Here is a 23,586-nt window from a genome sequence, read left to right as displayed (position 1 = left end):
CGTTTCTTTTAGAATCTCACGTTTGCGCCGAAATTGATAACCCGTGTAATTGGGTATAAATAGGTGCTCTGATTATTAATATCCTGCGAAGTCTCCGGGTCTATACCACGCTCAAGGGCTTTTTTATTACCCCAGGTAAACAGGTTATTACCATTGGCATACACTCTGATACTACTAATACCCACACGGCGCAGAAAATCAACCCGTGGGATGGTATAGCCAACCTCCACATTCTTCAGCTTGATGAAGTTGTTTGAGAGCAGCCAAAAATCACTGGTCAGGAAGTCGTTGCTGCTGCCAGTACCGTTCATCACAGCGCGTGGATAGGTTATGGTAGCACCACTGGCCGCTTTTTCAGGTGTCCATCTGCCATCATACTCCCACTGGAAAGCATTACCTGCATTTTTGAAGAAAGGGATAACCATACCTGGCGGCATATAGAACGAGCCTTTGGCCGTACCATAGAATAAGCTGCTTACATCAAAACCTTTGTAGTTGAAGCCTACTTTTAAGCTATAGTTATACTGCGGCAGGTTAGAGTACCCAATCGGCACCATGTCCTTGTTATCAATTTTGCCATCACCGTTAATGTCTTTATAGCGGATATCGCCTAAAGCAGCCACGTTGCTGGTATAAGTATTGTAAGGGCGATTTGCCAATTGCTCTGGCGTGTTAAAGAAACCATCACTTACCAAACCTTTGTACTGGCCAATGGCATAACCGGTCTGGTTCATCCATGGGTAAGGATTTGGTGCTTCGGCCTTGTAAATAATTTTGTTGCGGGCATAGTTAACATTACCGGTAATGTTGTACCCAACCTGGCCAATCTTGTCGGTCCAGCCCAACACAATCTCATAACCGTGATTGGTTGTTACCCCTACGTTAACCGGCGGTACAGATGCCGAAGGCACACCATAAGTAGTAGGGATAGTACCCAGGCTGGTTAAGATATTATTACGCTTATCGTTAAAGTAATCGGCTGTGAAAGAGAGTTTATCGCTAAAGAAACGCAGCTCCAAACCAAAGTCCAGTTTCTTGGCGCGTTCCCAGGTTACGTTAGGGTTACCGATGGTACCTTCGTTCGAACCTGAATAATAAGGGTTAACTGCCGAACCATTAGTATTACCAAAATAATAGCCGCTTTGGTTAATGTTAAAGGTATTAGGAAAGTACAGGTAACGGCGCTGGTTCAGCTGATCATTACCTACCTCACCATACGATCCACGGAACTTCACGAAAGTCACGATCTTATTTTGCGGGAAGAATGATTCGTTCGAAGCCACCCAACCTGCAGAATATGCCGGGAAGTAACCAAACCGTTTACCCGGTGCAAATTGCTCGGTACCATTGTAACCTAAATCGGCTTCAACCAGGTAGCGCTCTTTATAGTTATAAGTTACCCTGCCCAGTAAACCCATAATACCTGATGGCGTGTTGGCATTGTTGGCCGGGTTGTTCGCATCGTAAGGGATGCTGTATAACGAGGCTTTACCCAATAACAATGCAGTAATGGTATGCGGACCGAATGCCCTGTTATAATTTAAACCGGCATCGAAATAGGTTTTATGCCAGGTTGAGTTATGGCCGGGGTTGTTATTGAACGAGTTATTGGTAACCGCACCACCATAAAAATCCAAAATATTAGGATCGGCGTGGTCGCGGCGTACGGAGTAAACCGGCAGCGATGGGTTATAACTTACCGCTTTTACATAGTAATCATCATAACTGGCAGTACCTGTTGCGGTTAAGCCTTTGGTCAGATAATTCATGGTGTGGGTTAGCTTTACACTGTTACTCAATAGAGTATTATAAAGCGTTTCGTGACCACTGGTTAACAGGTTGTAAACCGCGTTTTGATTTCCGATAGAACTGCCTGATTTCAGCGGACCAAGCGGGTTATCCGCCGTACCATCCACACCGGCAAAGGCGTTAACTAAATGGCCGTCAACTATACCCGGACTAATAAAAGGGTTACCATCAAAAATGTATTGCATGATAGCCTTGTAACGTCCGTTCAGATCATTTGGACCGGCTGCGTTTGAACCCGGACCGGTTGTAGTACCAAACTGCCCGGCCAGGTTAACCGAGATTTGGAAATTTTTAACTACATCGATGTCAAAATTAGAGCGGAAATTATATCGGTTGAAATTAGACTGGGTATTAGATCCGTAGTAATTAGTGTTCGTCAAAATACTACCCTGATTAAAGTACCCAACCGAAGTAAAGTATTTAACCTTTTGCGTACCACCCGAAATATTAAGGTTGTACTGCTGCTGAGGACCCGTACCGCCAAACTGATCTTTATAAAGGTTGTGGCTGGTATAATACAATGCCGGGCTATTACTCAATGAAGCTTTCTGTGCCGCAGTAAGGTTAGTCATGGCAGCAACCTGTGCCGGTGTATAATCGCGGTTGTTCTGAAACTTCCACAAATCATCCGGGGTAAACAGGTAGTTGTTGTAACTGGTATTACCAAAACTACTGATCTCGGTACGGATGGCCTCGTTTCTGAACAAAGCATAATCGTACGAGTTTACGTTATCTAAATAATTGGTGGCTTTGGTGAAACCGAAATTGGTAGAAAAGCTCAACACCGGTTTACCTGCCCGCCCCCGTTTAGTGGTAACGATAATTACGCCGTTGGCACCACGGATACCAAATACTGCCGTTGATGCTGCATCTTTCAGCACGCTTACGTTCTCAATCTCGTTAGCGTCCATAGCGTTAAGCTGGGTAAATGGCTGTTCGGCAGCTTGCTCAATACCATCTATAACCACCAATGGGTTGGTACCGCCCGTAAACGTGGATACACCACGAACGTAGATGTTAGTACCGTTACGACCGGGCTCGCCGCTGGCCTGCAGCCCGCTGATACCCGGCGAATTACCTACCAGCATACTGGTAACGTTGGCCACCGATGTTGATACCAGCTCTTTACCGGCCACCGTTGATACTGCACCTGTTACTGTTACCGCCTTTTGCTTGGCAAAGGCTACAACCACCACATCGCTTAGTTGCCCGGCCTGCTGCTTCATCACCAGATTTTGGAAGCTTGATGAGGCCGACATTTCCATATTGGCGTAACCAATAAAGCTAATTACGATTGTTGCATCACTGCGTGGGACTGTGAGTGAGAACTTACCGTTTAGGTCGGTTTGCGTTCCGATTGTGGTACCCTTAACCCTTACGGTTACACCGGGTAAGCCAATCCCCTTTTCATCATTAACGGTGCCTTTTATTGTTTTTTGCTGGGCTAATACGATGCTCATATTGGCCAATACAAAACACAGACACACCGTAAACGTGCGTAGAAGTTTTTCCATACATAATAAATTAAAGTTTAAAATTGGTTATAAAACCGGCTTATAATTGTGTAACAATATTACTCCTAAAAACACTCAATTTAATAATACTATTTTAACATAATAAAATATCATATTATAAAAATTGGATAAGAAATCGTAAAACAAAGCAAATACATCAGCGAAAAACAGAGCACAAAACCAGACAGTATATTTAACTAACAAATACACTAAGAAACAAATATGTAAATTTTCATTTTCATCATCCAGATAAAAATTCAATCAAATTTGATCAAATACATCATTTAATTTAAAAAAAAGAACAATAGACTACCAGATCAGATAAAATCCAATTTAAAAACCAATACACTATTTATTTAATTTACTGCCCTACAATCTCGCTATCAAATCAGTCGGTTTATAATTTTAATTGATAGATAAATTAACAATACTATTTTAACACAAAACAAATTCTTTTAATACTATTTCACACTTAAAAATCGCTGAAACTGATCTGCGTTTCGGCAATCTCTTCATACCCTTTTAAGGGATCTATTTTATTGAAAACTACCTGCAGGCAATTGCTTTTGTGCCGATGCCCAATGCACCGGCCCGAAAAGCAAAACCAACATACTCAACAAAACTAACCTCATAATTTCATCGCTATTACTTCTTCCATCCCGGCATTTCATCCAGCGTTAAAACATTGGATGCCGTGTGGATAGCCTGTATTTGTTCTACTGTATTTTTGCTGAATTCCAATTCCGACCAGCACATAAAGAATGTCCATTTAGGTTGTGCTTTAAGCTGATCGACAGAAGGAAATTTCTGGCACTCGCCAATAGCAATAGGCTTACCATTACATACCGAAAGCATGATGTTATATTTTTCGGCACTGTAACCGGTTTTATCATCGTAAACATCAAGTGCAGCTACATCCCAATATTTATCGCCGGGATTATAGGCTTTGGCATCATCGGCAAGACTATTGAAATCCTGGATATCCCAAACCCAGATCAGGTTAGTCAGTCCTTTTTCTTTAACCATATAATCATGCAGCATACGATATAATTTGGCCGTGCCATCCGGGCCGGGCCTGCCACCCCACCAAAAAACCTTCTGGTTCATTTCGTGCATTGGTCGCCATAAAACTTCTACCCCATTATCTTTCAAAAATTTCAGGTAAACAGCCACTTCATCTACCCGTTTTTTCCATTCTTTATTAAGTGGTGTACCGTCGGTGGTTAATTCCGTCCATTTGGCATCGGTCATTTTGCTGAGCACACCTTCTTTATTCCATCCGCAGGGTTCCAGCATGGCCGGATCGCAGGCATGCCACATGATGTTGATTACCGCTCCCTTTTTCCATTGGCGCAGGGCTTCATCAACCATTAGCTGGCGGTTATTAATATTATCCTGCTGAAACAGAAAATCACCGCTCCACAAACCAGGAAATTTGCCGGTTACAGAATCAACTTTGTTAGTCCACCGTGCTGGTGTAGCATTAGGTTCGCGGTTATGGATGCCGGCAATGGTTTTTGAACCTGATATGCTATACAGAAAATCGAGCGTTTGAAAACCCGTTTTCTTTTGGGCGGATGCAGCTGCGACCCAGCCCATCAATCCAATCAGTAGCAAGCCTTTTAATTTTGATTTCATTTGTCTCATTATTTGAAAAGCTTTTGCATAAAACCAGCTAACTCAATACGCCATACCGTCCACTCATGCCCGCCGGGAATGGCAAGGAATTCATTATGGATATTTCTTTTATTCAGCATAGCCACCAAATCCAGGTGACCAGGGTAACGTGGATCATCTTTACCAATCCCTATCCAAAGCAGTTTCAATTTTTGGTTCAGGGTGCTATTCACTACATTGGGCGCGTACTCATCGGCATTAAAATCTTTATCGCTTAGTAAACCAGCGCTGAACTCCCCTATCCAGGCAAACTTATCGAGGTTGCGCAGGCCAATTACAAAAGCCTGACCACCACCCATTGATAAACCTGTAATGGCGCGGCTCTCGCGACCTTTTTTAACGCGGTAAGTTTTTTCTATCAAGGGAATTACATCCGTGGTTAATTCTTCATCCAGATCTTTTAAACCTTTGGTATTGCTGCCACCTGCCCAACTGCCATCGGTAAGTCCGTTGGTCATTACAATAATCATGGGCACTGCTTTTTTAGCAGCAATGAGGTTTTCGAGAATTACATCGGCACGACCGGCAGCCTGTGTCCAGCTCGACTCATTATCGCCACCACCATGGCGCAGGTAAAGCACCGGAAAACTTGTAGTAGGCTGGTTGTAATATTGCGGAGGCAAATACACATACAATCCGCGCAGTTGCTTTAAAGGGGTTGATAAGTAGCGATGGATCTGTAACGTACCATGCGGAATATTCTGCACCTCATCAAAGCGTGGTGTATTACCGCTTACCTCCACAATGCTCGAGTACAACTGTGTGCCAATTTTGGTTACAGGGTTTACCGGATCTAAAGTTTGCACGCCATCAACCGTAAACACATAAGAGTAAATGCCGGGCTCAACCGGGTTGATGGTTATGCTCCAGATTCCGGCAGTATCTTTAGTCATGGTTTGCGGTTTGATGTTCCACTCACCGAACAAAAGTTTAACATCAGAAGCATGACGTGCTTTCAACCGAAAAGTGATATGATGATCGGCCGCTACAACCGGCGAAAACGTAGGCGCCGGTGGCCCGAACCAGCTTTTAACACTATAAGTATTGCTGCTTTGTGCAAACGTAAAGCCCGTGCAAAACAGGAGCAATAGCGTTGCCGAGGAGCAAAATTTGGTGAAACTTTTAGAAGTGTACATGTATTCTCAAATGGTTATTTTGGTAGGCAATTATAGCCTGCAGCGCGTTTTAAACGGTACACTATGCTCTCTATTTAGTGTACTATGGTTACATGCAGCGTTACATTTTCACATTATAGCCCTCTGCAGCGAGATATACTTTATTTTCGCCGGAATAGCTTACCACTACCTGCTTACTTTCGCCCGGTAAAAGGTTGAAATAACCATCAGAGAAATAAGCCGGCAACACAATTGCCTTGATTAAAGCATTTACCAGATTTAGTTTGATGGCTATCGCCGGAACATTGGAAGTGTTGGTTATGGTGTAAGTTGATTTACCTTTTGCACTAACATTTTGAGTATACTTTAACTGTGCCTTTTTAAGCTTATTGAAAGCATTGAAAGACTTTGCGCTACCCAAATTTTTCCAGTAATCATTTTCTGAAATCAGTCTTCCTTTTTCATCCGATAGCTTTAATCTTACGAGGTAATTACCTGAAAGATCAGCCGGTAATTTTGCTTCAAACAATGCGGTTAATTTATTGGGATCGATGTTGGCAGATGATGAATAATTGTAAACTGATTTTCCATCGAGATCATATACATTCAATTCGGCTTTGCAATTAGACAGTGCCTGCAGACTGGTATTAACCACCATTACCTGATTGCTGGCCAAATCCATCTGAATATGCACCGGCTCGCAAGCTTTCATAGAGGCGAAGTAAGAGCCGAAGGTTTCATAATCCCATGAATAGGTTTGCCATACCATACTTGGCCAAGCGGGGTGCGTCATCCAAAGCAATACGCCCGACGTATTATTCCACAGCTTACTTTGCCAGGCTTCAAACATTTGTCGGTGGCTATCGTAGTTAAGCATTTGGGCTTTCTTACAAAAATCATCCAGACTGGTTGCTTTACCATACAGCGAATCTATTGCAGCCACATAATCCTTTTGCCCGGTATGGAAATCGTGGTAATACCAGGTATCGCTAATAGGCCATTGATCGGCCACCGGCATCATTTTACGGATAGATGCTGCCGTAGGGATAGATGGTGTACCCAGTTCTGTACTAAAACCCGATGCTATTTTGGTATAATTTTCAGAGTTTTTAAAATAATGCCACGGGCCGCTGGTGCGTAAGTTCATAGTACGCGAGTTGGGCTGATAGTAACGGGTCCCGTCCTCCTGCCAAATTAGTTTAGCCAGTTGCTCTTCCAATTCCGGCGGCGCATAACCCTCGTTACGCGGGCACCAGATGGCAATTGACGGATGATTTCTGAACCGCTCAATTACCGCTTTGGCATTCTGCACAAACAGATCGTTGTCCTTTACATTGAGATTATAACCTTCGGTCGAAAGCCAGAAATCATTCCAAACCAGCATACCGTATTCATCGCATAACTGGTAAAAAACCTCCTCGGTACTCTCGCCTGTCCAGTTACGGATCATATTAAAATGCGCATCCCTATGCAACCTGAAATAAGGTTCGAGGTGTTGGCGCGATACCTGTTTCATGGCATCGTCCATACCCCAGTTGCCGCCTTTGCAGTAAATACGTTTGCCGTTAACCTTGATTACAATGTAGGGTGCCATGTCCGTATCCTTATTCGCTTCAAGTAAAGAAGTATCAGCCCCAGGTCTTAATTTGGCAACGGTTACATCATGATCAGTCCGGGTTCTGTTGATATTATCAAACAGTGATTCCTTTGAAACAGATGCTTTGATGGGGTTAAATTCCGCACGATGAATCTTCGAACCGTAGTCGACTGACAATTCGTACGATAGCTCACGGATGCCGAACCGCACGCTCCTTTCATCAGACTTAGTATTGTTAGTTTCAGCTACCAACTTCAATGTATACAACTCTGGATTGCCATAACCATTTGGCCACCACAAGCGCGGATGGTTTATTTGCAATACGTTATATTGATCGGGATTAAAAGTGACTACCCGCATTTCATGCGGTTGCAATGTTATAGTTTGGGCAAAATGCAGGTTACCAATTGCACCCTTGAGTCGGGCTACCTGTGTCTTGTTGGTAATGTTATTTACTTCTGCCGATATGGTTATTCGCGCACTGCTCGTATCTGGCAATGGCAGCTTTGTTACCACATGCGGGTTGCTAATTGTTACCGATCCGACAAATTGCAAACTCACGTTTTGCCAGATGCCGATGTTACGATCGCGGATACCGGGCACCCAATCCCAACCTTCGGATGAGATAAAAGTCGGGCCATCCAGACACAACTGTCCGCCGTTAGGGCCGGTACCTGCCGATGGTGATTCTTCGTGTGGAATACCCGGGTTTGGTGGTGGTATAATATGCACGGCAAGCACATTTTTTACTTCCTTATTTAAGTAAGGAGAAATGTTAAAAACACCTTGTTGAAAAGCACCATTTATGCCCCCCAAACGCTTTCCATTCAACCAAATTTCGGCCTTATAATTAATGCCATCGAAATTTAAAAATGCATTCTGATTTCGTTTATCAGAAGGCACGTTGAACGTTGTGCGATACCACCAACCCTGCCGGCAAAGAGTATCTGGAATGTGGAGATTATTGAGACCGAAGTAAGGATCGGCATACACACCTTGTTGTACCAATGTGGTTAGTACAGTGCCCGGCACAGTGGCATTGTACCAGCTTTTACTGTTGTAATTATTGGTAGAAATCAAATCGCCATTTGCTTTTGCTTGTTTGGCCGAAATCATTTCCCAACCGTTTCTAATAATCAGTTTACCATCGACGGCAGGTTGCAAAATTGTATTGGGTACAACCTTAGCCTTCCGGATAGGCTGCACATACCCAACTTTTGATTTTGGCAACGTCGCTGCATCTTGTGGTTTTAACAGGCCATAGTTGGGTTGTGCATAAATTGAGGTGGATAAAAAAATTAAAAAGACAAGGCCGAGCCAATACCTGGCACTAATAGGTTGTATCATCAATTATAAATTAAAAGACAGCATTTTGTTAAAAGGGCAATATTATCGTGCAGGATGCTTTTGGGGGTACACCATATTTGCATTGTGGTATACTTTTGGACTTTCTACGTTAATAATGCGCTTTTGCTGCCTTTTAATTTTTGATGACCAGTATTTGGATCCTAATTCAGATCAGGCAAACGGTGTTGGGCCCGGTATGTGTTGGGCGAGCAATTGTACACCCTTTTAAACTCACGGAAGAAATAAGTTTTGTTATTGAAACCTGTACGATAAAAGATCTCTGACACCGTTAAATCAGAGGTTTTTAGCAATATGGCACTCTTCTGCAAACGTAGATGTCTGATCAGTTCCGTCGGTGTCATGTTAGAGAGCGATTTGATTTTACGATACAACTGAATTTTGCTCAGGTTGAGAGCATTCTCTAAAAATGCACCGTCGAGTTCTTCGTCCAGGTTATCTTCAATTACTTTTACTACCTTTTCTATAAAGCTTTTATCGCTGTCTTTAATGTCACTCTCATGCAGGTGACTTGCCGATCTATTATTCTCACTGAATACCTTGTGCAACCTTTCGCGGTACTCCAGTAGCTTGTGCACCCTTACCAGCAAATGCTCCGTTTGAAAAGGCTTAGGTATGTAGGCATCTGCTCCATTTTCGTAACCCTCGGTTTTTTGCTCCAGCGTTCCCCTGGCTGATAAAATAACGAATGGAATATGACAGGTTGCAGGCGTGGTTTTAATTACATTGCACAATTGCAGGCCGTCAAAGTCGGGCATCATAATATCGCTGATAATGAGATCGGGGGTTATGCGGTGGATCACTTCGAGGGCTTCCTTGCCGGTAGCTGCTTCATAAACAATGTAGTATTCGCTCAATATATCTTTTAACAGGTACCTGATGCGCTGTTCATCTTCCACAATCAGGATCATTTTTTTATCATCCTGTTCGAAGCTTTTGATCATCGCTTTTTTGTTGTTCTCATCAACTGTAACCTGCCTTACACCGTCTTGTTCATTAGTGATAGATTGCAGCAGGAATGATGGCTTTTCGCTCTTGTCGCCAATATCTGCCACCAGTTGGTTATGCTCGGGCACGAATGATAATGGTAGTAATACTTTAAACGAGATCCAGCCATTCTCGCATTTAACGCTGATATTGCCGTTTAAGAGCGACAACAACTGCCGGGTAAAGGCCAACCCGATACCCGAGCTAATCTTGTTCTGTTGGCCATCATCAACCACAAAAAAGCGATCGAACAGGCGGTGCAATTCATCATCACTAAGCTTACCACCGGAGTTAGCCACTACAATTTCCAATTCTTTTGTTTCCGGCAGTTGATGTACCGAAAAGATGATCGACTGGTTATTGGGAGAATGCTTAAAGGCGTTGGATAGCAGGTTGAAAATGATCTTCTCTAACTTATCCTTGTCAATCCACAAACTAATACCGGGTTCAATATGGCATGAAAAATCGAGCCCCTTAGGCTCTGAAAGCGGATCGAATAGTTGCGAGATATTAGCCAATAGCTTCGATGCATCGAGATACGTGAAATGATTTTTAAGGAAACCGGTTTCTGCTTTTCTAAATTCCAGCAATTGCAAAACGAGATAATGCAACCTCGAGGCTTCCTGTTTTACGATGGATAAAAAGTAGCTACCGCTGGCGCTTTCCTGGTTCTTATTTTTGTACAAATGTCGCTCCAGCGAACCTAGTATCAGGGTTAAAGGCGTTTGCAGCTCATGCGCTATATTGGTAAAAAAATTGAGTTGTTCCTGGTGCAGTGCTTCATCCTTTTCGCGCAGCATGTGTTCCATCTTCAATTCCTGCCTGATCATGAACTTGTTTTTACGGTACCGAAAATAGGCATAACCCGAAATGAGCAACACAAAGGCATACAGCAGGAATGCCAATGAGGTAAGCCAGAAATAAGGTTTAATGGTCAGATCGAACACACTTATACCCGGCGTCCAGGCCCCCTCGCCGTTCGACCATTTGACCATCAGCTTGTATGTACCCGGCGAAAGGTTGTTGTAGATAATTTTTTCGTGATTGCCTATGTAGTGCCATTCCTTATCGTTACCCTCCAGGTAATAAGCATACTGGCATTTTTGCGAATGCACATAGGTAATAGGCTGCACATTCAATTCAAAGTAATTATCCTGCGGGCCCAATTCGTAATGCTGGTTTACTACCGGGCCATTACGGGTTAATACCTGCAAGCCTTTCTCGGTATCATACTTACCTGCAAAGCGCAAATCTGTAACCAGTAAATGTGGTTGCTCTGTACTTACTTTGATGTTTTCGGGCACGAAGTAATTGAAGCCATAAATACCACCGAAAAACAGCATGCCGCTTTCGTTTTTCCACACCGCATTATCGCTAAACTCGTCGCTTTGCAAGCCGTCGGCTTCTTTAAACTGCACTATTTTAAGGCTCGATGGGTTAATCCGTGCCAGGCCCTTGTTGGTGCTCAACCATATATTGCCTTTACTATCTTCGGTAATGGCGTGGATGGTGTTATTTGGTAAACCATTATCTACATTCAGTTTCTTAAATATGGGCTTGGGGTTGGTGCCCGCTTCGGCTTCATTTAACCAATTGAGCCCAAAGCTGGTACCCACCCAAAGGCGACGTTGCTGATCTATGTATACAGACAGCACATCATTATTTGATAAACTACCATCGTAAGAGAAAGCTTTAAACGTGGTGAACTTACCTGTTGCTTTATCCAGGCAGGTTAACCCGCCATAACGGCAACCAATCCAGATACGATTGCCGCCCCCCGCCGCAAGGCTGTAAATAACATTACTACCCGGCCCGTTAGTTTCATTTACCTTATAATGTTGCAGGTATTTAATACTGACTTGGTTGTGCTGATCTTTTTCGAGCTTAAGATGTACCAAACCGCTTTCGTTTAACCCCAACCAAACAGAGCCATCATTATCGTACAAAATACAGTGAACAGATCCGAATGAAGGGAACGCCTTATTATTGGGTATATCCTCCCACTTGATAAATTTTTTAGTTTTAAGATCATACAACGTAATGCCCGGCGCATCTGATCCAATATACATCAATCCGTCTTTGCCTTTCTCCATGGCGTACACACAGTTATCCAACAGATCCATTTGGGTGTGAAAGGTTTTGATGTTAGAGAATGACAAATCTTTTTTATCCCAGTTGCTGATAGTGATAATGCCGTTGCCCTTGGTGCCCACCCAAAGCTCATTACCCACACTGCTAAATGCCCTAACCGGGATATGGAATGATTGCCCGTTCGATTGCTTTTGTATCAGCCCAAAATAGTTTTCGCGTTTGGTTATCTTGATTACCCCACTGCCATCTGTACCCAGCCACAGCAGGTTATCATCATTCATCATGGTGGTAATGCGCACATTTTGCAGTACAGATGATTCATCTGTGAGGAAAACGGCAGGCTTAAAAGCCTCATCGTACTCTCCTATTCCCTTTGCCGACCAAGCAAGTACATAATGATTCCGGTAATAACTCATCGCCCTAACCTCATGAGCCAGTTTTAAAACATTTGTTCTTTGGAAATCATTACCAACCCTCACCAGGTCATCATTTCTGGTGGCGTAAAATATCTGATGATTGCAAAACATCACGTTATCTACATCAGCTACGGTAGCAAACTGCTCTATCCGGGTAAAGCCTCCTCCGACCGATTTAGTGTAACAATCCAATACTCCATTATCGCGCAGCAACCAAAGGTTATTATGCTCATCAAACTGCATTTTAACCAGCAAAAAATTATGAAGGCCCGCAATTTTCACCTTGTTAAAGGCATCGTGTTTGCTATCGTAACAATACAGGTCGGCTCCATTGCGTTTGGCAGCGTAAACCATTCCGTTAAGGTCTGTAGCGATGGTATAGCCATTGGAGATGGCTTTTTTACGATTGTAAAAGTAGTTACTGAAATCGCCGGTGTTTTTATTGAAACGCGATACGCCTTCAACCGTACCAATCCAGATATTGCGGCTTTTATCTTCCGCAATTTTGTAGATTACATTACTGGCGATTGATTTTTTATGGACATCGGCCTTCTCATAGTTAAACACATGCACATTGGTACCGTCGTAAAAATTAAGCCCATCCCAGGTACCGAACCAGATGATATGATCCGAGTCCTGAAAAATATTATTCATGCAGCTGTTAGAAAGCCCGCTACTGTTGTCCAGCTGCTGAAAAGCATACTGTGCGTAGGTGGCATTGGTACCCAGCAACAAGCAAAGCAATACTACAAAAGCGTAGAAATAGCGCATAATTTCCTGATTAGTTTTTGGCCCTATGGTTTATAAACAATAAGATTGGTGAGACAATCTATTGCAGAATTGGTTATAACCAAAGTTAATGATATCAACTATTAAACTTTAAAACAGCCAATACAATTGATGATACTATTTTAACAAACACTAATGCTGTGATTAAAGGTCGGGCGTACAGTTATGCTATATAAAAGTGCGCTGACCGAAGTATCGGGTACGAAACTCGCCGGGGGTACACTTATTCCGTTTCTTAAAAATACGATTAAAGTTGGCCAGGTTATTAAACCCGCATTCAAACGCTACCTCTGATATGGAGTGCGTGGTTTCTATCAGCATACGCGATACATGGCCTAATCTTATCTCATTCAGGTTATCTGTAAAGGTTAAACCGGTGCTCATTTTTACAAACCTGCTTAATGATGCAGGTGTGATACCAATGGCACCGGCCACATCTTCGAGGGTTAATCTTTGGGCGAAATGGATGTTGATATATTCGAAGATCCGCTCGATAGGTGTATTGTTCATTTTTACCACCTTGGCAGTATCCAAAGGGTTTGATAATATGCGCTGGTTGTGAGAATTGGAAAGTTGATGGATAATGGATAATAACTCCATAATGGAATCGAAACTATTCTTTTGAGCCAGGGCAAGTAAACGTGGCGCTATATTGTCAATGGTTTCGGGTGAAAAAGCAACACCACTCTCTGAGTTTTCCAGCATCCTTTTAATGTTGCTGAGCGGTGTTCTTTTTAAAAACTCATCACTTAACAATTCATGGTGTATCTGCACAGTAACTTCTTTAATGTTGTCACTTTTACATTCATTTTTAAACCAGCCATGCACTGTATTACGCCCCAGCAATACCAGTTCTTTATCACTAATTGTTTCTTCGTGATTGCCTACAACACGTTTTGCCCCTGCCGCATTAAGGATAAGGTTTAGCTCAATAGCATCATGATTGTGTACCGGGAAATTAAAGTCGGTTTTGCTTCTCGAGAAAATTAAAAAGCAGTCGCGCGAGGTTAGCGGGATCACCTCTCTGAATATGTTTTTAGACATCTATTTATGATTACAATTGGTTATTGCAATAATAAATTTTGATGCTTTTTTATTGTTACACTATAGTTTCATTGTAGTACACTACTACAGCTGTGCTGTTAAAGCAGGTATTTATTAAGTATTTAGCTTTACAGTAATACGCTACAACTGTTAATGTAACCCTTAGATCTTTTGTGCTCATTATAATTTTATTCCGTGCTTAATAGTGCCTGGTATTTTTTTAATATTTTTTGGGTGCATGTTGCAATATGCAACGCCTTAAACCACTCATGCTGCACATTTAAAAGTCGGTTTGTTATAATTTTAAAAAATTGATCTAACAAAAATTTAACAAATTATTAATAACAGGAATCAACCTGAACGCTAAACACCACACATGAAGTTATCTTTACATATAAGGCAAATTAGTGTTGGTTTATTTCTCGCACTGCTTTGTGCTATTAATTATAGCCATGCACAAACTACCGGATCGAACGCTAAGGGAGAAGAATCTGGCACGGATACTTTCGACATAAAAAAACGCAGCTTCTTATTACCCCAACCCTTGCCTAAAGGCAAATATTCGCAGCAGGTTTCTGTGCAATACATAGTTATCCCTAAAGATTGGATCACTGAAACATTTACAGCGCCCATGTTTGCTTATGCGGGTAAATACACGCTGCCCTACGGGTTTAACTTACAATCGAGCCTGTCTACGTTGTTTATTTCATACCGGCTAAATTTCGGGCCATTCTGGAATTACTCTGTAAACAATCTTCATTTTGGCGCAGGCTACCAGGTAGCTTTTAACCTCGGCTTTCTCAAACAATTTGGATATAACACCACGCTCAACATTTGGGAACAGCAGCCTTCACTTACGGTTGGTTACAGCTTTAAAAAAATGGCAGCCGTATTAAGGGGCGATATGTACTATACCAGTTCGCTTAGTGAAACACAAGCGGGACACACCATTTCTTATCCTTCTTTCTTAAACGGGTACAGTATAACAGGTTCTCTCGAGCAACGATTGTGGAAGAATAACCTGGTATCCTTTGGATTTAAGTTTAATTATCTGAAATATCATATCATCGCCTGGCCTGCATTTCCGGTTAATAAATACCGTTATTCAGTTCCTGAGTTTGACTTAGCCCTTAGTTTTTAATGATCATGAATATGAAACGTCGACATACATACTGGTTACTGCTGCTGGTCGTATTTTTTTCCTGTAATAAGAACCAGCTCACCGTTCCGCCAGTCAACACAGCCGGTAACCTGTCCAATACACAAGCTATTGACGCTTCTGTTATGAAAAGCATGGAAGGTATTTATGCGTTAAGTGACGGCAACTCCACCCTGGGTACCGAATTTGTATGCAAAGTATCCAAAACTAAAGTGTCTTTTTTCAGCAACCAAAGCGGCATATTGTTTATCCTCAGCTATGGCCTGAACACTAAAGATGGCTCAATTCAATTTGCGGGTTTCTGGCGATATGCAGAAAACTCAACACAGGGCACTATTAACTTTTCGGTAGCAAAAACTGATGGCGCATCTGATTTATTGATGAATGGTATTGTAACCAACCTGCAGTTAAAAGGCATATTTAATTCCCCGCAGCAATCTATCAGTTTAAAATATAGCCGGCCTTTTTCGCAATATGTACAAACACATGAGTTTACAATTTTAGCGCATGGGGCTCTTCCGCTTAGAACAAATTCGCCGTTTGCAGTGAACTCGGTAAATGGTGCCATTCATTCTGAAGACTACGGAGCTAACGCAATAGAAATTGATATACAACTAACCAAAGACAATGTGCCGATATGTATGCACGATGCCTCGTTTGATAACAGGCTAACTAAAAAAGGCCCCTTATATGGTGACTATAGGGATTTCACATTCGACTTTTTAGAACAAAACGTACAATTGATTGATGGGCAGAAAATACCTTCACTGGCGCAGGAACTTGGGGCCTTTATAGATTCGACCAACATGAAATATGTTTGGATGGATGTGAAAGGCGACCCGGATATATTTAAATATTTAGAACCTATAGTAAGAAATGCCTACGCACATGCCAAAGCTGTAAACAGGAATGTAGTAATTTTTGCAGGCCTGCCATCAAACGATGTTATAACAGAATATAAAAAGCAACCGAGCTATGGCGCCGATCTGCCTTGCCTGTGTGAGTTAAGCATCCAGGATGCTATTGATAACCATTGCCAGTTTTTTGGGCCAAGGTTTACGATGGGGCTGCTGCTTGATGATGTAAACAAAGGGCATTCGCTCGGAATAAAATCATTTAGCTGGACACTAAACGATAACACCACAATTCTGAACTACTTACAGAATGGAAATTTTGACGGGTTTATTGCTGACAATACACCTTATGTGGTATACGATTATTATGCACTTCATTAAAGGTTTGGATAATTAATAAGGGTGAATATGTATTTAAAACGAATCATTATTATTAAACTGTTGGTCATTGCTTGTGCTATACACGCAATTGCCCAAACAACTACTTATACCAAACTCAAAAGGAAGAAATTTGCTGTTTACGCCGGTGTGGGGCCTAATTATTATTTTAACAACCTCGAACTGGGGAAGAGCTATGTTAATAGTTTTAATTATTCATTTACGGGCAGGGTAATGTGGGAACCCGAACATTTGTTAAGCCTGGGTATCGAGAGTGGTTATTACAGGTTATATACCTTCAACACGCCTCAGCCCAACGAGATTCATATCGCCAATACGGCCATCCCTATTCAGATTGTGTTATCCATGAAGTTCCTGCAAAACTTCTATGTTAATTTCGCTATGGGGCAATCTGTGTTACTTAATAAAATCAATACGGAGGCCTCTGGTAATTTCAGTGCATCCAGTTTTTCTATTGCCGACTTTTCTGGCACGCTCGGTTACCGGCACATGCTGGGCGACCGGTTTTCTATCCATGCAGAGAGCAAGTTTTATTACTCAAGCGCTTTTGTTGACAAAAATATTGCCGTATTATTTGGAGGCGGGTACAGGTTTTAGTTACCGTTAGTTGCCCACATTAAATTTTAATCCATCATCAAAACCAGAAAAATCGGTTTTAAGCCTGCGGGATATTACCTGCAAAGAATCATGTTCCCGTTTTACTTCCAGGTAATGAAACATCGGCTTGTAGTTGGGCGAAAGGTCTGGTGTAGATTCATCCTTCGTTCGTATAGGCTGATGAGGGCCTCCGCCACCACCTATTACCAAAAAGTATTTGCCTTGTACCTTAAATTGTTCAAAATTGTGTGAATGCCCTGAGAGAAATAGTACACACTTCTTCGATCTGATAAAAGCGGGTACAAATTTCTGTTGCACCTGCATAGATGGGCTAACAACCTCACTGTTTGTAAACGGTGAATGGTGACAACCTACTACAATAAATTTAACGGCGGAATCGGCTTCCAGCTGTGCTATGGCTAGGTTATACCAATCATCCTGCTGTTTTATATCCTCTGTTTGCATTTTGCTGAAATTAGAATTCAGCAGGACCACCGCTACCGAATCAACAACTTCCACATAACCGGTAGGTTTGTGCATCGGGAACCTCAATTGAAAGTTTTGTGTCCCTTTGTCTGAACTCCACATAAACTCATGGTTTCCGAGTGCCGCATAAACCGGTATAGCACTATCCCTACACCTTTTAAGATAGGTATCCATTTTATTCCATTTGGAATCCAGGGAGCTTAATGATACAACATCTCCCAATAAAAATAAGCTTGCCGGATGTATGGTTATTATATCCTTAAAAATCATTTCGGTAGCTTTCTCATTATGGTTTATTTTACGGATGATCCGTTCTACAAACAAAGGGGCCTGGGTATCGCTTACAAAATCTATTACGGGGTGTTGAACCTGAGCGATAATTAAATGAGGAAAGCATATCATGCCTAAGCAGAAAACAAAACGGCAAACGGTAATTTTTCCTATCATTTTGATTTTTGTGCCCAGGCAATGGTGGGGCTGCGATATTCTAAGTTATAAAACTTCAAATAATTTTATAGCTCATGCACATTAGGCAGCCTGGTAGAGTTTAATCGGTCAGCATTTTGAAAACCAACCCTTTACAAACCTTCAATAAGCTGCATTAATTATCGCCTCTTGTAACCTTACAAGGATATTTTTCATATTTAAGATAATACCACATAGGGTAATGTAAAATAAAAAACAGAGCCTTTACCTAATTCGCTCTCTGCCCAAATGCGGCCGCCATGGCGGTTAATGATCTCTGCACTTAAGTACAAGCCGATCCCAAAACCTGATATATACTTTGTCTGGTCGTTTTCTGCCCGGTAATATCGCTCAAACAAGTGTTCAAGATCATTGGGCTTAATCCCAACCCCTTCATCACTTACACTAATTGTTAAATCTTTTTCACTAACAACACAGTTAATCTTTACCAGCCCATCCTTAGCATATTTAACCGCATTGCTTAGCAGGTTAGTTAATACAGTTCCAATCTTTTCACGGTCTGCAGCTAATGTTGTTTCATCGCAGTTTATCTCAAAACTTTGGTTACCTGCTGTAACACTCACCTCATCTACAACCTCCCGGATAAGATCATCCAGGCGAAATGTTGTAATATTCAAATAGATTTTACCCGAATCCAGCCGCGACACATTCAAAAAACTATTGATCAGGCCATTCATCTTACGTACCTGGTTATTTACTTTTTCGAATAAGGACGCACTAAAGGCATCCTCTTTTTTCCGGGCATTTAACACCCCCATCTGAGAATAACCATTTAAGGATGTCAGAGGCGTTTTCAATTCATGGCTCACCATGCCGATAAAATCATTTTTACGCAAGTCATCTTCTTTACTTTCTGTTATATCATAGATGGTACCAACAACCGAAATCACTTCTCCCTTTCCATCGAGCTCTACTTTACCTGTCGAATTTATCCATCTGCGCTTGCTGCCATCGAAAGGCTGGATCTGGTAATCTTCGCTGAAACTGCCTTTTTCTTCCACGGCCCTGGCTATTGCCTGCCTAAAACGCTCCCGGTGTTCTGGAACCACAACGGATAATGTACTTTCATAAGACAGCACCTCATCAGGCGGAATAGCATGTATATTTCTTGCACGTGGCGATACTTCCAAAAGATCAGAAGCCAGGGTAATTCTGTAGATACCCATGCCTGTAGAATCCATGGCCAGCCGCAGGGTGTCGCTTACCCTTTCAAGTTCTAAACGGGCATTTACCTGTGCTGTAACGTCCGCTGCAACAGCTATCATACCGTTGATCAGTTTGTTTTCGTCCTTTAAAGCTTCTATAGTCAGGTTAACGTAGGCTGTTTCCTCCTTACCAAACCGGTATAATACTACAGGCAACTCGACCGAAACATATCGTTCACCAGTCTGAAATACGTTATCCATAATTTGCCGGAAACCTTGTTCTGCCAATTCAGGAATAGCTTCAAATAACGGGCGCCTGGCAGTTGCCTCCCTGCTACGCCCCCAATAGGCAAGCATACGCTGATTGGCTAATTCAATAACATGATTCGCTCCCCGGTAAATTGCCATGGCTACAGGGGCTTCGGTTAACAAACTGCGCAATTGTTCTTCTGCGTGCCCACGCGCTCTGCTGATATTGATCTGCGCACGAACCTTTGTCAGCAATTCTGCTGCCGAGAAAGGCTTTACCAGATAATCATCTGCACCGGCTTCCAGCCCATCTATCCGCGCCTCCTCACCCGCACGGGCCGACAGAAAAATAACCGGTAATCGATAAGTATCTTCATTACCACGAATATGCTGCAAAAGTGCTTTGCCGTCCATCACAGGCATCATCATATCGCTTAAAATCAATGAAGGCGTTTCCTGTTTAATTTGCGCTAAGGCATCAGCGCCGTTTATCGCAGTCTGAATGGTAAAAAACGGTTCTAACAAACGTTTGAGATAGGCTCGCATATCCGCATTGTCATCAACAACCAGGATATGGGTTTCCTTATTCACGCTATTATCCTGGCTACTCACTACATCGCTTGTTGTACGTGTAACATCATCAGAACCCTGCCCGGCCTCATCCTGCAGCAAGCTATAGGCTTCACGGATAAAAGGAGCGGTCACTGCAGCAAAATCTGTTTCTCGGATGCTATCAACCACCTGAGCTGCGGGCAAATGTGATTTTCCTGAAGGGATTTTTACGGTAAACACACTGCCGGTTCCTTCTGTGCTTGTTACGCCGATTTCTCCACCATGTAAATGTACCAATTCATGCACCAATGACAAACCAATACCCGTTCCTTCATGGGTACGCCCTGCCGAGTTTTCTACCCGGTGAAAGCGCTCAAACATGTGCGGCAATTCTTTTTCGGGAATGCCTACGCCCGTATCTGTAACTTTGAGCACCGCATAATTTCCTTCCTGTATTAAGTTAACCGTAATGCGGCCTTCCAATGTATATTTAAAAGCGTTGGACAATAAGTTCAATACAATCTTTTCCCACATTTGCCTATCGGCATAAAATGCTCCTGGTAAAGATTCACAATCAACAATTAGTTCCATGCCCGCCTTTTCAATAATCGACCGGAAACTACTGGCCAGATCCGTTGTCAGCACGGCTAAATCTATCAGTTGATAAGCAGCCTGCACCCGGCCGGCTTCTACCCTGCTATAGTCCAGCAGGTTATTTACCAATTTAAGCAAACGCATGGCATTGCGATGCGTAGCGTCAATCTGTGCTTTTTTGTGTTCGTCTAATTCTGTTTGCAAAAGGTCTTCCAACGGGCCAAGCATCAGTGTTAGCGGCGTACGGAACTCATGGCTCACATTGCTAAAGAATGCCGTTTTAGAACGGTCGATCTCCGCCAGTGCCTCTGCACGTTTTTGCTCCTGCTCATAGGCATATACATTAGAGATCGCTGTATTATAGGTACCGGCAAGCTGGTCATAAAAATTCAAATAAGCGCGGTCTAATGCCCGGCAAGCGCTAACTCCTGCAATGATGAAACCAAAAAGGTCATTTTGGCCAGAGATCCTAACCGGCAGGATGATCGCCGTATGCGGTGCACCTTCATAGGGGCCGCTGTGAAAATCCCCGAATATTTTTTGCAACTCCGGCACTTCCAGCATTTCGCCGGTATCGGTCACTTGCTTTAAAGGCCAGCTATCGCCCAAAAGCGATATAACCGACGGCGCTAAAACGCTGTCTTCCGAAACTCCTGCAGCACTTATCAGTTTAGCCTCATTGCCAGCCAGTTCATAGAACAGCATAAAGGGTAGATCTAACTGATAGCTATCGTACTGTGCATTTGTTATATCTGCAATCTCGGTAACCGATTTGGCTTTACCAATGGCTGCACCCAAATCACGCAGAACCTGCGTACGGCGCCCGGCCAGCATTTTCTCGGTGGTTTCTGTAATAGGGTGAAATATACCACCCACACCGCCGGATTCATCACGGATGGGCGCGAAAGAGAAAGTCATCCATGCTTCTTCCAGGTAACCGTAGCGCTCTAAAAACATCCGCTGGTCGGTAATGTACGTACCCTCGCCCTGTTGCCCACGTGTAAATTTATCGCCAACCACTTCAAGTGCAGATTCCCAACAAATACGGAAATTCATGCCCATAGAACGTGGATGCATCTCGCCGCAAATAGGCCGGTAACTATCGTTATAAATCTGGATGGTTTCTGGCCCCCACGCGATAAGGATTGGAAATGTAGAGGATAAACATAAGCTTACCGATGTACGTAAACTTTGCGGCCAGCTTTCAACCGGGCCCAAAGCCGTTTTTGACCAGTCCATAGAACGGATTAATTTGCCCATTTCACCCCCGCCTGATAAAAACTGTTCAGTACTTTCGGTTTCGCGTAAATTCATTTCTGATATTAATAAAAAAATAAAGATAAAAAATAAGGTGATGGGACAGCTAAAATATAGATGAGGTATTTTGGGATCCACAGATGCTCAAAATAAAATAGTATAGTTTGTTACAAACATTTTGTTTACTAAATTATCATGCTAAGTTGTAGCTTAGCAGATACTTATGAGCAAATCCCCTGGCATAGATATCATCCCCGAAAATGATGCAGAACGTGTAGCTGCGCTTGAGCGTTACCAGATTGCCGGATCAGAAAAAGAGACGGCATTCGATAGTATTTGCCGGTTAGCCTGTGAGTTATTTGCTGTGCCGATTAGTCATATCTCTTTCCTTGATGCTAATACCGAATATATAAAAGCTGCTGTGGGCCTGGGTGAAATAGAAAGCGTTGGCCGCGCCGAAGGCTTTTGCACCCTGGCAATATTACAGCCGGAAGTGATGTTGATTGAAGATGCCAGCCAGCACCCTATTTTGGCGAGCCATCCCTACGTGACCGGCGAAATTATGATCCGTTTTTATGCTGCTGCGCCGGTTATAACGCCCGACGGATTTATTATTGGCACCTTATGCCTGATAGACCAAACACCAAGAAGCCTGAGTACCAAAGAACGGGAGTTGCTGCAACGCCTCGCAAAAGTGGTGATGGAACAAACCGAGCTGCGTAATGACAATATCAACCTGCTCTCGCAGCGCGATAAATTTATTGAGGTTGCAAGCCATGAATTACGGACGCCGCTTACTGCCCTTAAGGCCGCGGCACAGGTATTGGGCTTAAAACACCCGGATGATGCTTCATTAATTGAACAGGTTAACAAAAGTGTCCAGAAATTATCCGGCATGGCCAATGATATGTTCGACGCAATACGGCTCACTGAAAAAACATTCGACTTAAAGCGAACCGCCATTAACCTGGAAACCGTCATCAATAATTGTAAGGATTATATTAAGTTAGTTGCCAAAAAGGATTTAACCATTGAAGGTAACACGAGCATTAGTTTAACAGCTGACTCTGAAAAGATTGAGCGTGTACTGACTAACCTGGTACAAAATGCATTGAAATATGCCCCGGGTTCGGCAATTATAATCGGGGTAGAAAAAACACCTGGTTTTGTGAAAGTTGAAGTACAGGACCGTGGCCCCGGCATACATGCAGATAAACTGCCGCATATCTTCCGCCGGTATTACCGCTCTGACCCAAGCGGGGTGCAAACAGGGCTTGGCCTCGGGCTTTATATTGCAGCCGAAATTGTTAAACAACACGGCGGCGATATTGGGGTAATATCCGAACAAGGGAAAGGCTCAACCTTTTGGTTTACCCTTCCTGTTGGTATTTAATATAGTTTTTC

The 23,586-nt window shown here is 42.8% G+C and carries 12 protein-coding genes; 4 read left to right on the top strand and 8 right to left on the bottom strand.

The window, feature by feature from the left end:
- Positions 1 to 8: 8 nt before the first annotated feature.
- The 6 genes from PQO05_RS12990 to PQO05_RS12965 form a co-directional block, all read right to left on the bottom strand.
- Complete coding sequence (locus tag PQO05_RS12990) at positions 9 to 3,323, bottom strand: SusC/RagA family TonB-linked outer membrane protein (RefSeq protein WP_273633347.1); 3,315 nt, start codon at positions 3,321 to 3,323, stop codon at positions 9 to 11.
- Positions 3,324 to 3,968: 645 nt separating this feature from the next.
- The gene (locus PQO05_RS12985; protein ID WP_273633346.1) at positions 3,969 to 4,961 is read right to left on the bottom strand and encodes a glycoside hydrolase family 26 protein; all 993 of its coding nucleotides are present in this window, start codon (positions 4,959 to 4,961) and stop codon (positions 3,969 to 3,971) included.
- Positions 4,962 to 4,969: 8 nt separating this feature from the next.
- Entirely contained in the window at positions 4,970 to 6,136 is a 1,167-nt protein-coding gene (locus PQO05_RS12980) for an esterase (protein ID WP_273633345.1), read from the bottom strand.
- A gap of 100 nt (positions 6,137 to 6,236) precedes the next feature.
- A complete protein-coding gene (locus PQO05_RS12975) occupies positions 6,237 to 9,059 on the bottom strand; it encodes a glycosyl hydrolase 2 galactose-binding domain-containing protein (protein ID WP_273633344.1) in 2,823 nt (940 codons plus the stop codon).
- A 161-nt stretch (positions 9,060 to 9,220) separates the two neighbouring features.
- Complete coding sequence (locus tag PQO05_RS12970) at positions 9,221 to 13,342, bottom strand: hybrid sensor histidine kinase/response regulator transcription factor (RefSeq protein WP_273633343.1); 4,122 nt, start codon at positions 13,340 to 13,342, stop codon at positions 9,221 to 9,223.
- A 186-nt stretch (positions 13,343 to 13,528) separates the two neighbouring features.
- Positions 13,529 to 14,404 (bottom strand): AraC family transcriptional regulator, encoded by an 876-nt coding sequence (locus PQO05_RS12965; protein WP_273633342.1) that lies wholly within the window; start codon positions 14,402 to 14,404, stop codon positions 13,529 to 13,531.
- A gap of 376 nt (positions 14,405 to 14,780) precedes the next feature.
- Between PQO05_RS12965 and PQO05_RS12960 the strand changes: the two genes are divergently transcribed.
- From PQO05_RS12960 to PQO05_RS12950, 3 genes are read left to right on the top strand one after another with little or no spacing between them, the layout of a single operon-like run.
- Positions 14,781 to 15,545: a hypothetical protein gene (locus PQO05_RS12960; RefSeq protein ID WP_273633341.1), complete on the top strand. Its 765-nt coding sequence runs from the start codon at positions 14,781 to 14,783 to the stop codon at positions 15,543 to 15,545.
- Between the two features lie 11 nt (positions 15,546 to 15,556).
- The gene (locus PQO05_RS12955; RefSeq protein ID WP_273633340.1) at positions 15,557 to 16,798 is read left to right on the top strand and encodes a glycerophosphodiester phosphodiesterase; all 1,242 of its coding nucleotides are present in this window, start codon (positions 15,557 to 15,559) and stop codon (positions 16,796 to 16,798) included.
- Positions 16,799 to 16,825: 27 nt separating this feature from the next.
- The gene (locus PQO05_RS12950) at positions 16,826 to 17,413 is read left to right on the top strand and encodes an outer membrane beta-barrel protein (RefSeq protein WP_273633339.1); all 588 of its coding nucleotides are present in this window, start codon (positions 16,826 to 16,828) and stop codon (positions 17,411 to 17,413) included.
- A gap of 6 nt (positions 17,414 to 17,419) precedes the next feature.
- Here the strand turns inward: PQO05_RS12950 and PQO05_RS12945 are convergent, their stop codons facing one another.
- Together PQO05_RS12945 and PQO05_RS12940 are read right to left on the bottom strand one after the other, a co-directional pair.
- The gene (locus PQO05_RS12945) at positions 17,420 to 18,346 is read right to left on the bottom strand and encodes a metallophosphoesterase family protein (protein WP_273633338.1); all 927 of its coding nucleotides are present in this window, start codon (positions 18,344 to 18,346) and stop codon (positions 17,420 to 17,422) included.
- Positions 18,347 to 18,543: 197 nt separating this feature from the next.
- Positions 18,544 to 22,239, bottom strand: coding sequence for an ATP-binding protein (locus PQO05_RS12940; RefSeq protein WP_273633337.1), 3,696 nt, complete (start codon positions 22,237 to 22,239; stop codon positions 18,544 to 18,546).
- Positions 22,240 to 22,405: 166 nt separating this feature from the next.
- On the opposite strand from PQO05_RS12940, the gene PQO05_RS12935 reads away from it, so the two are divergent.
- Positions 22,406 to 23,575: a GAF domain-containing sensor histidine kinase gene (locus PQO05_RS12935; protein ID WP_273633336.1), complete on the top strand. Its 1,170-nt coding sequence runs from the start codon at positions 22,406 to 22,408 to the stop codon at positions 23,573 to 23,575.
- The last annotated feature ends 11 nt before the right edge of the window (positions 23,576 to 23,586 follow it).

The organism is Mucilaginibacter jinjuensis (assembly GCF_028596025.1).
Taxonomy (GTDB): Bacteria; Bacteroidota; Bacteroidia; order Sphingobacteriales; family Sphingobacteriaceae; genus Mucilaginibacter; species Mucilaginibacter jinjuensis.
This window is presented reverse-complemented; position numbering and strand designations above follow the sequence as displayed.

What these genes read in the sequence shown, in the direction of transcription:
- PQO05_RS12965 (WP_273633342.1), bottom strand. Translation starts at nt 14,404, where the DNA reads ATGTCTAAAAACATATTCAGAGAGGTGATCCCGCTAACCTCGCGCGAC.
- PQO05_RS12990 (WP_273633347.1), bottom strand. Translation starts at nt 3,323, where the DNA reads ATGGAAAAACTTCTACGCACGTTTACGGTGTGTCTGTGTTTTGTATTG.
- PQO05_RS12980 (WP_273633345.1), bottom strand. Translation starts at nt 6,136, where the DNA reads ATGTACACTTCTAAAAGTTTCACCAAATTTTGCTCCTCGGCAACGCTA.
- PQO05_RS12940 (WP_273633337.1), bottom strand. Translation starts at nt 22,239, where the DNA reads ATGAATTTACGCGAAACCGAAAGTACTGAACAGTTTTTATCAGGCGGG.
- PQO05_RS12950 (WP_273633339.1), top strand. Translation starts at nt 16,826, where the DNA reads ATGTATTTAAAACGAATCATTATTATTAAACTGTTGGTCATTGCTTGT.
- PQO05_RS12960 (WP_273633341.1), top strand. Translation starts at nt 14,781, where the DNA reads ATGAAGTTATCTTTACATATAAGGCAAATTAGTGTTGGTTTATTTCTC.
- PQO05_RS12970 (WP_273633343.1), bottom strand. Translation starts at nt 13,342, where the DNA reads ATGCGCTATTTCTACGCTTTTGTAGTATTGCTTTGCTTGTTGCTGGGT.
- PQO05_RS12935 (WP_273633336.1), top strand. Translation starts at nt 22,406, where the DNA reads ATGAGCAAATCCCCTGGCATAGATATCATCCCCGAAAATGATGCAGAA.
- PQO05_RS12985 (WP_273633346.1), bottom strand. Translation starts at nt 4,961, where the DNA reads ATGAAATCAAAATTAAAAGGCTTGCTACTGATTGGATTGATGGGCTGG.
- PQO05_RS12945 (WP_273633338.1), bottom strand. Translation starts at nt 18,346, where the DNA reads ATGATAGGAAAAATTACCGTTTGCCGTTTTGTTTTCTGCTTAGGCATG.
- PQO05_RS12955 (WP_273633340.1), top strand. Translation starts at nt 15,557, where the DNA reads ATGAAACGTCGACATACATACTGGTTACTGCTGCTGGTCGTATTTTTT.
- PQO05_RS12975 (WP_273633344.1), bottom strand. Translation starts at nt 9,059, where the DNA reads ATGATACAACCTATTAGTGCCAGGTATTGGCTCGGCCTTGTCTTTTTA.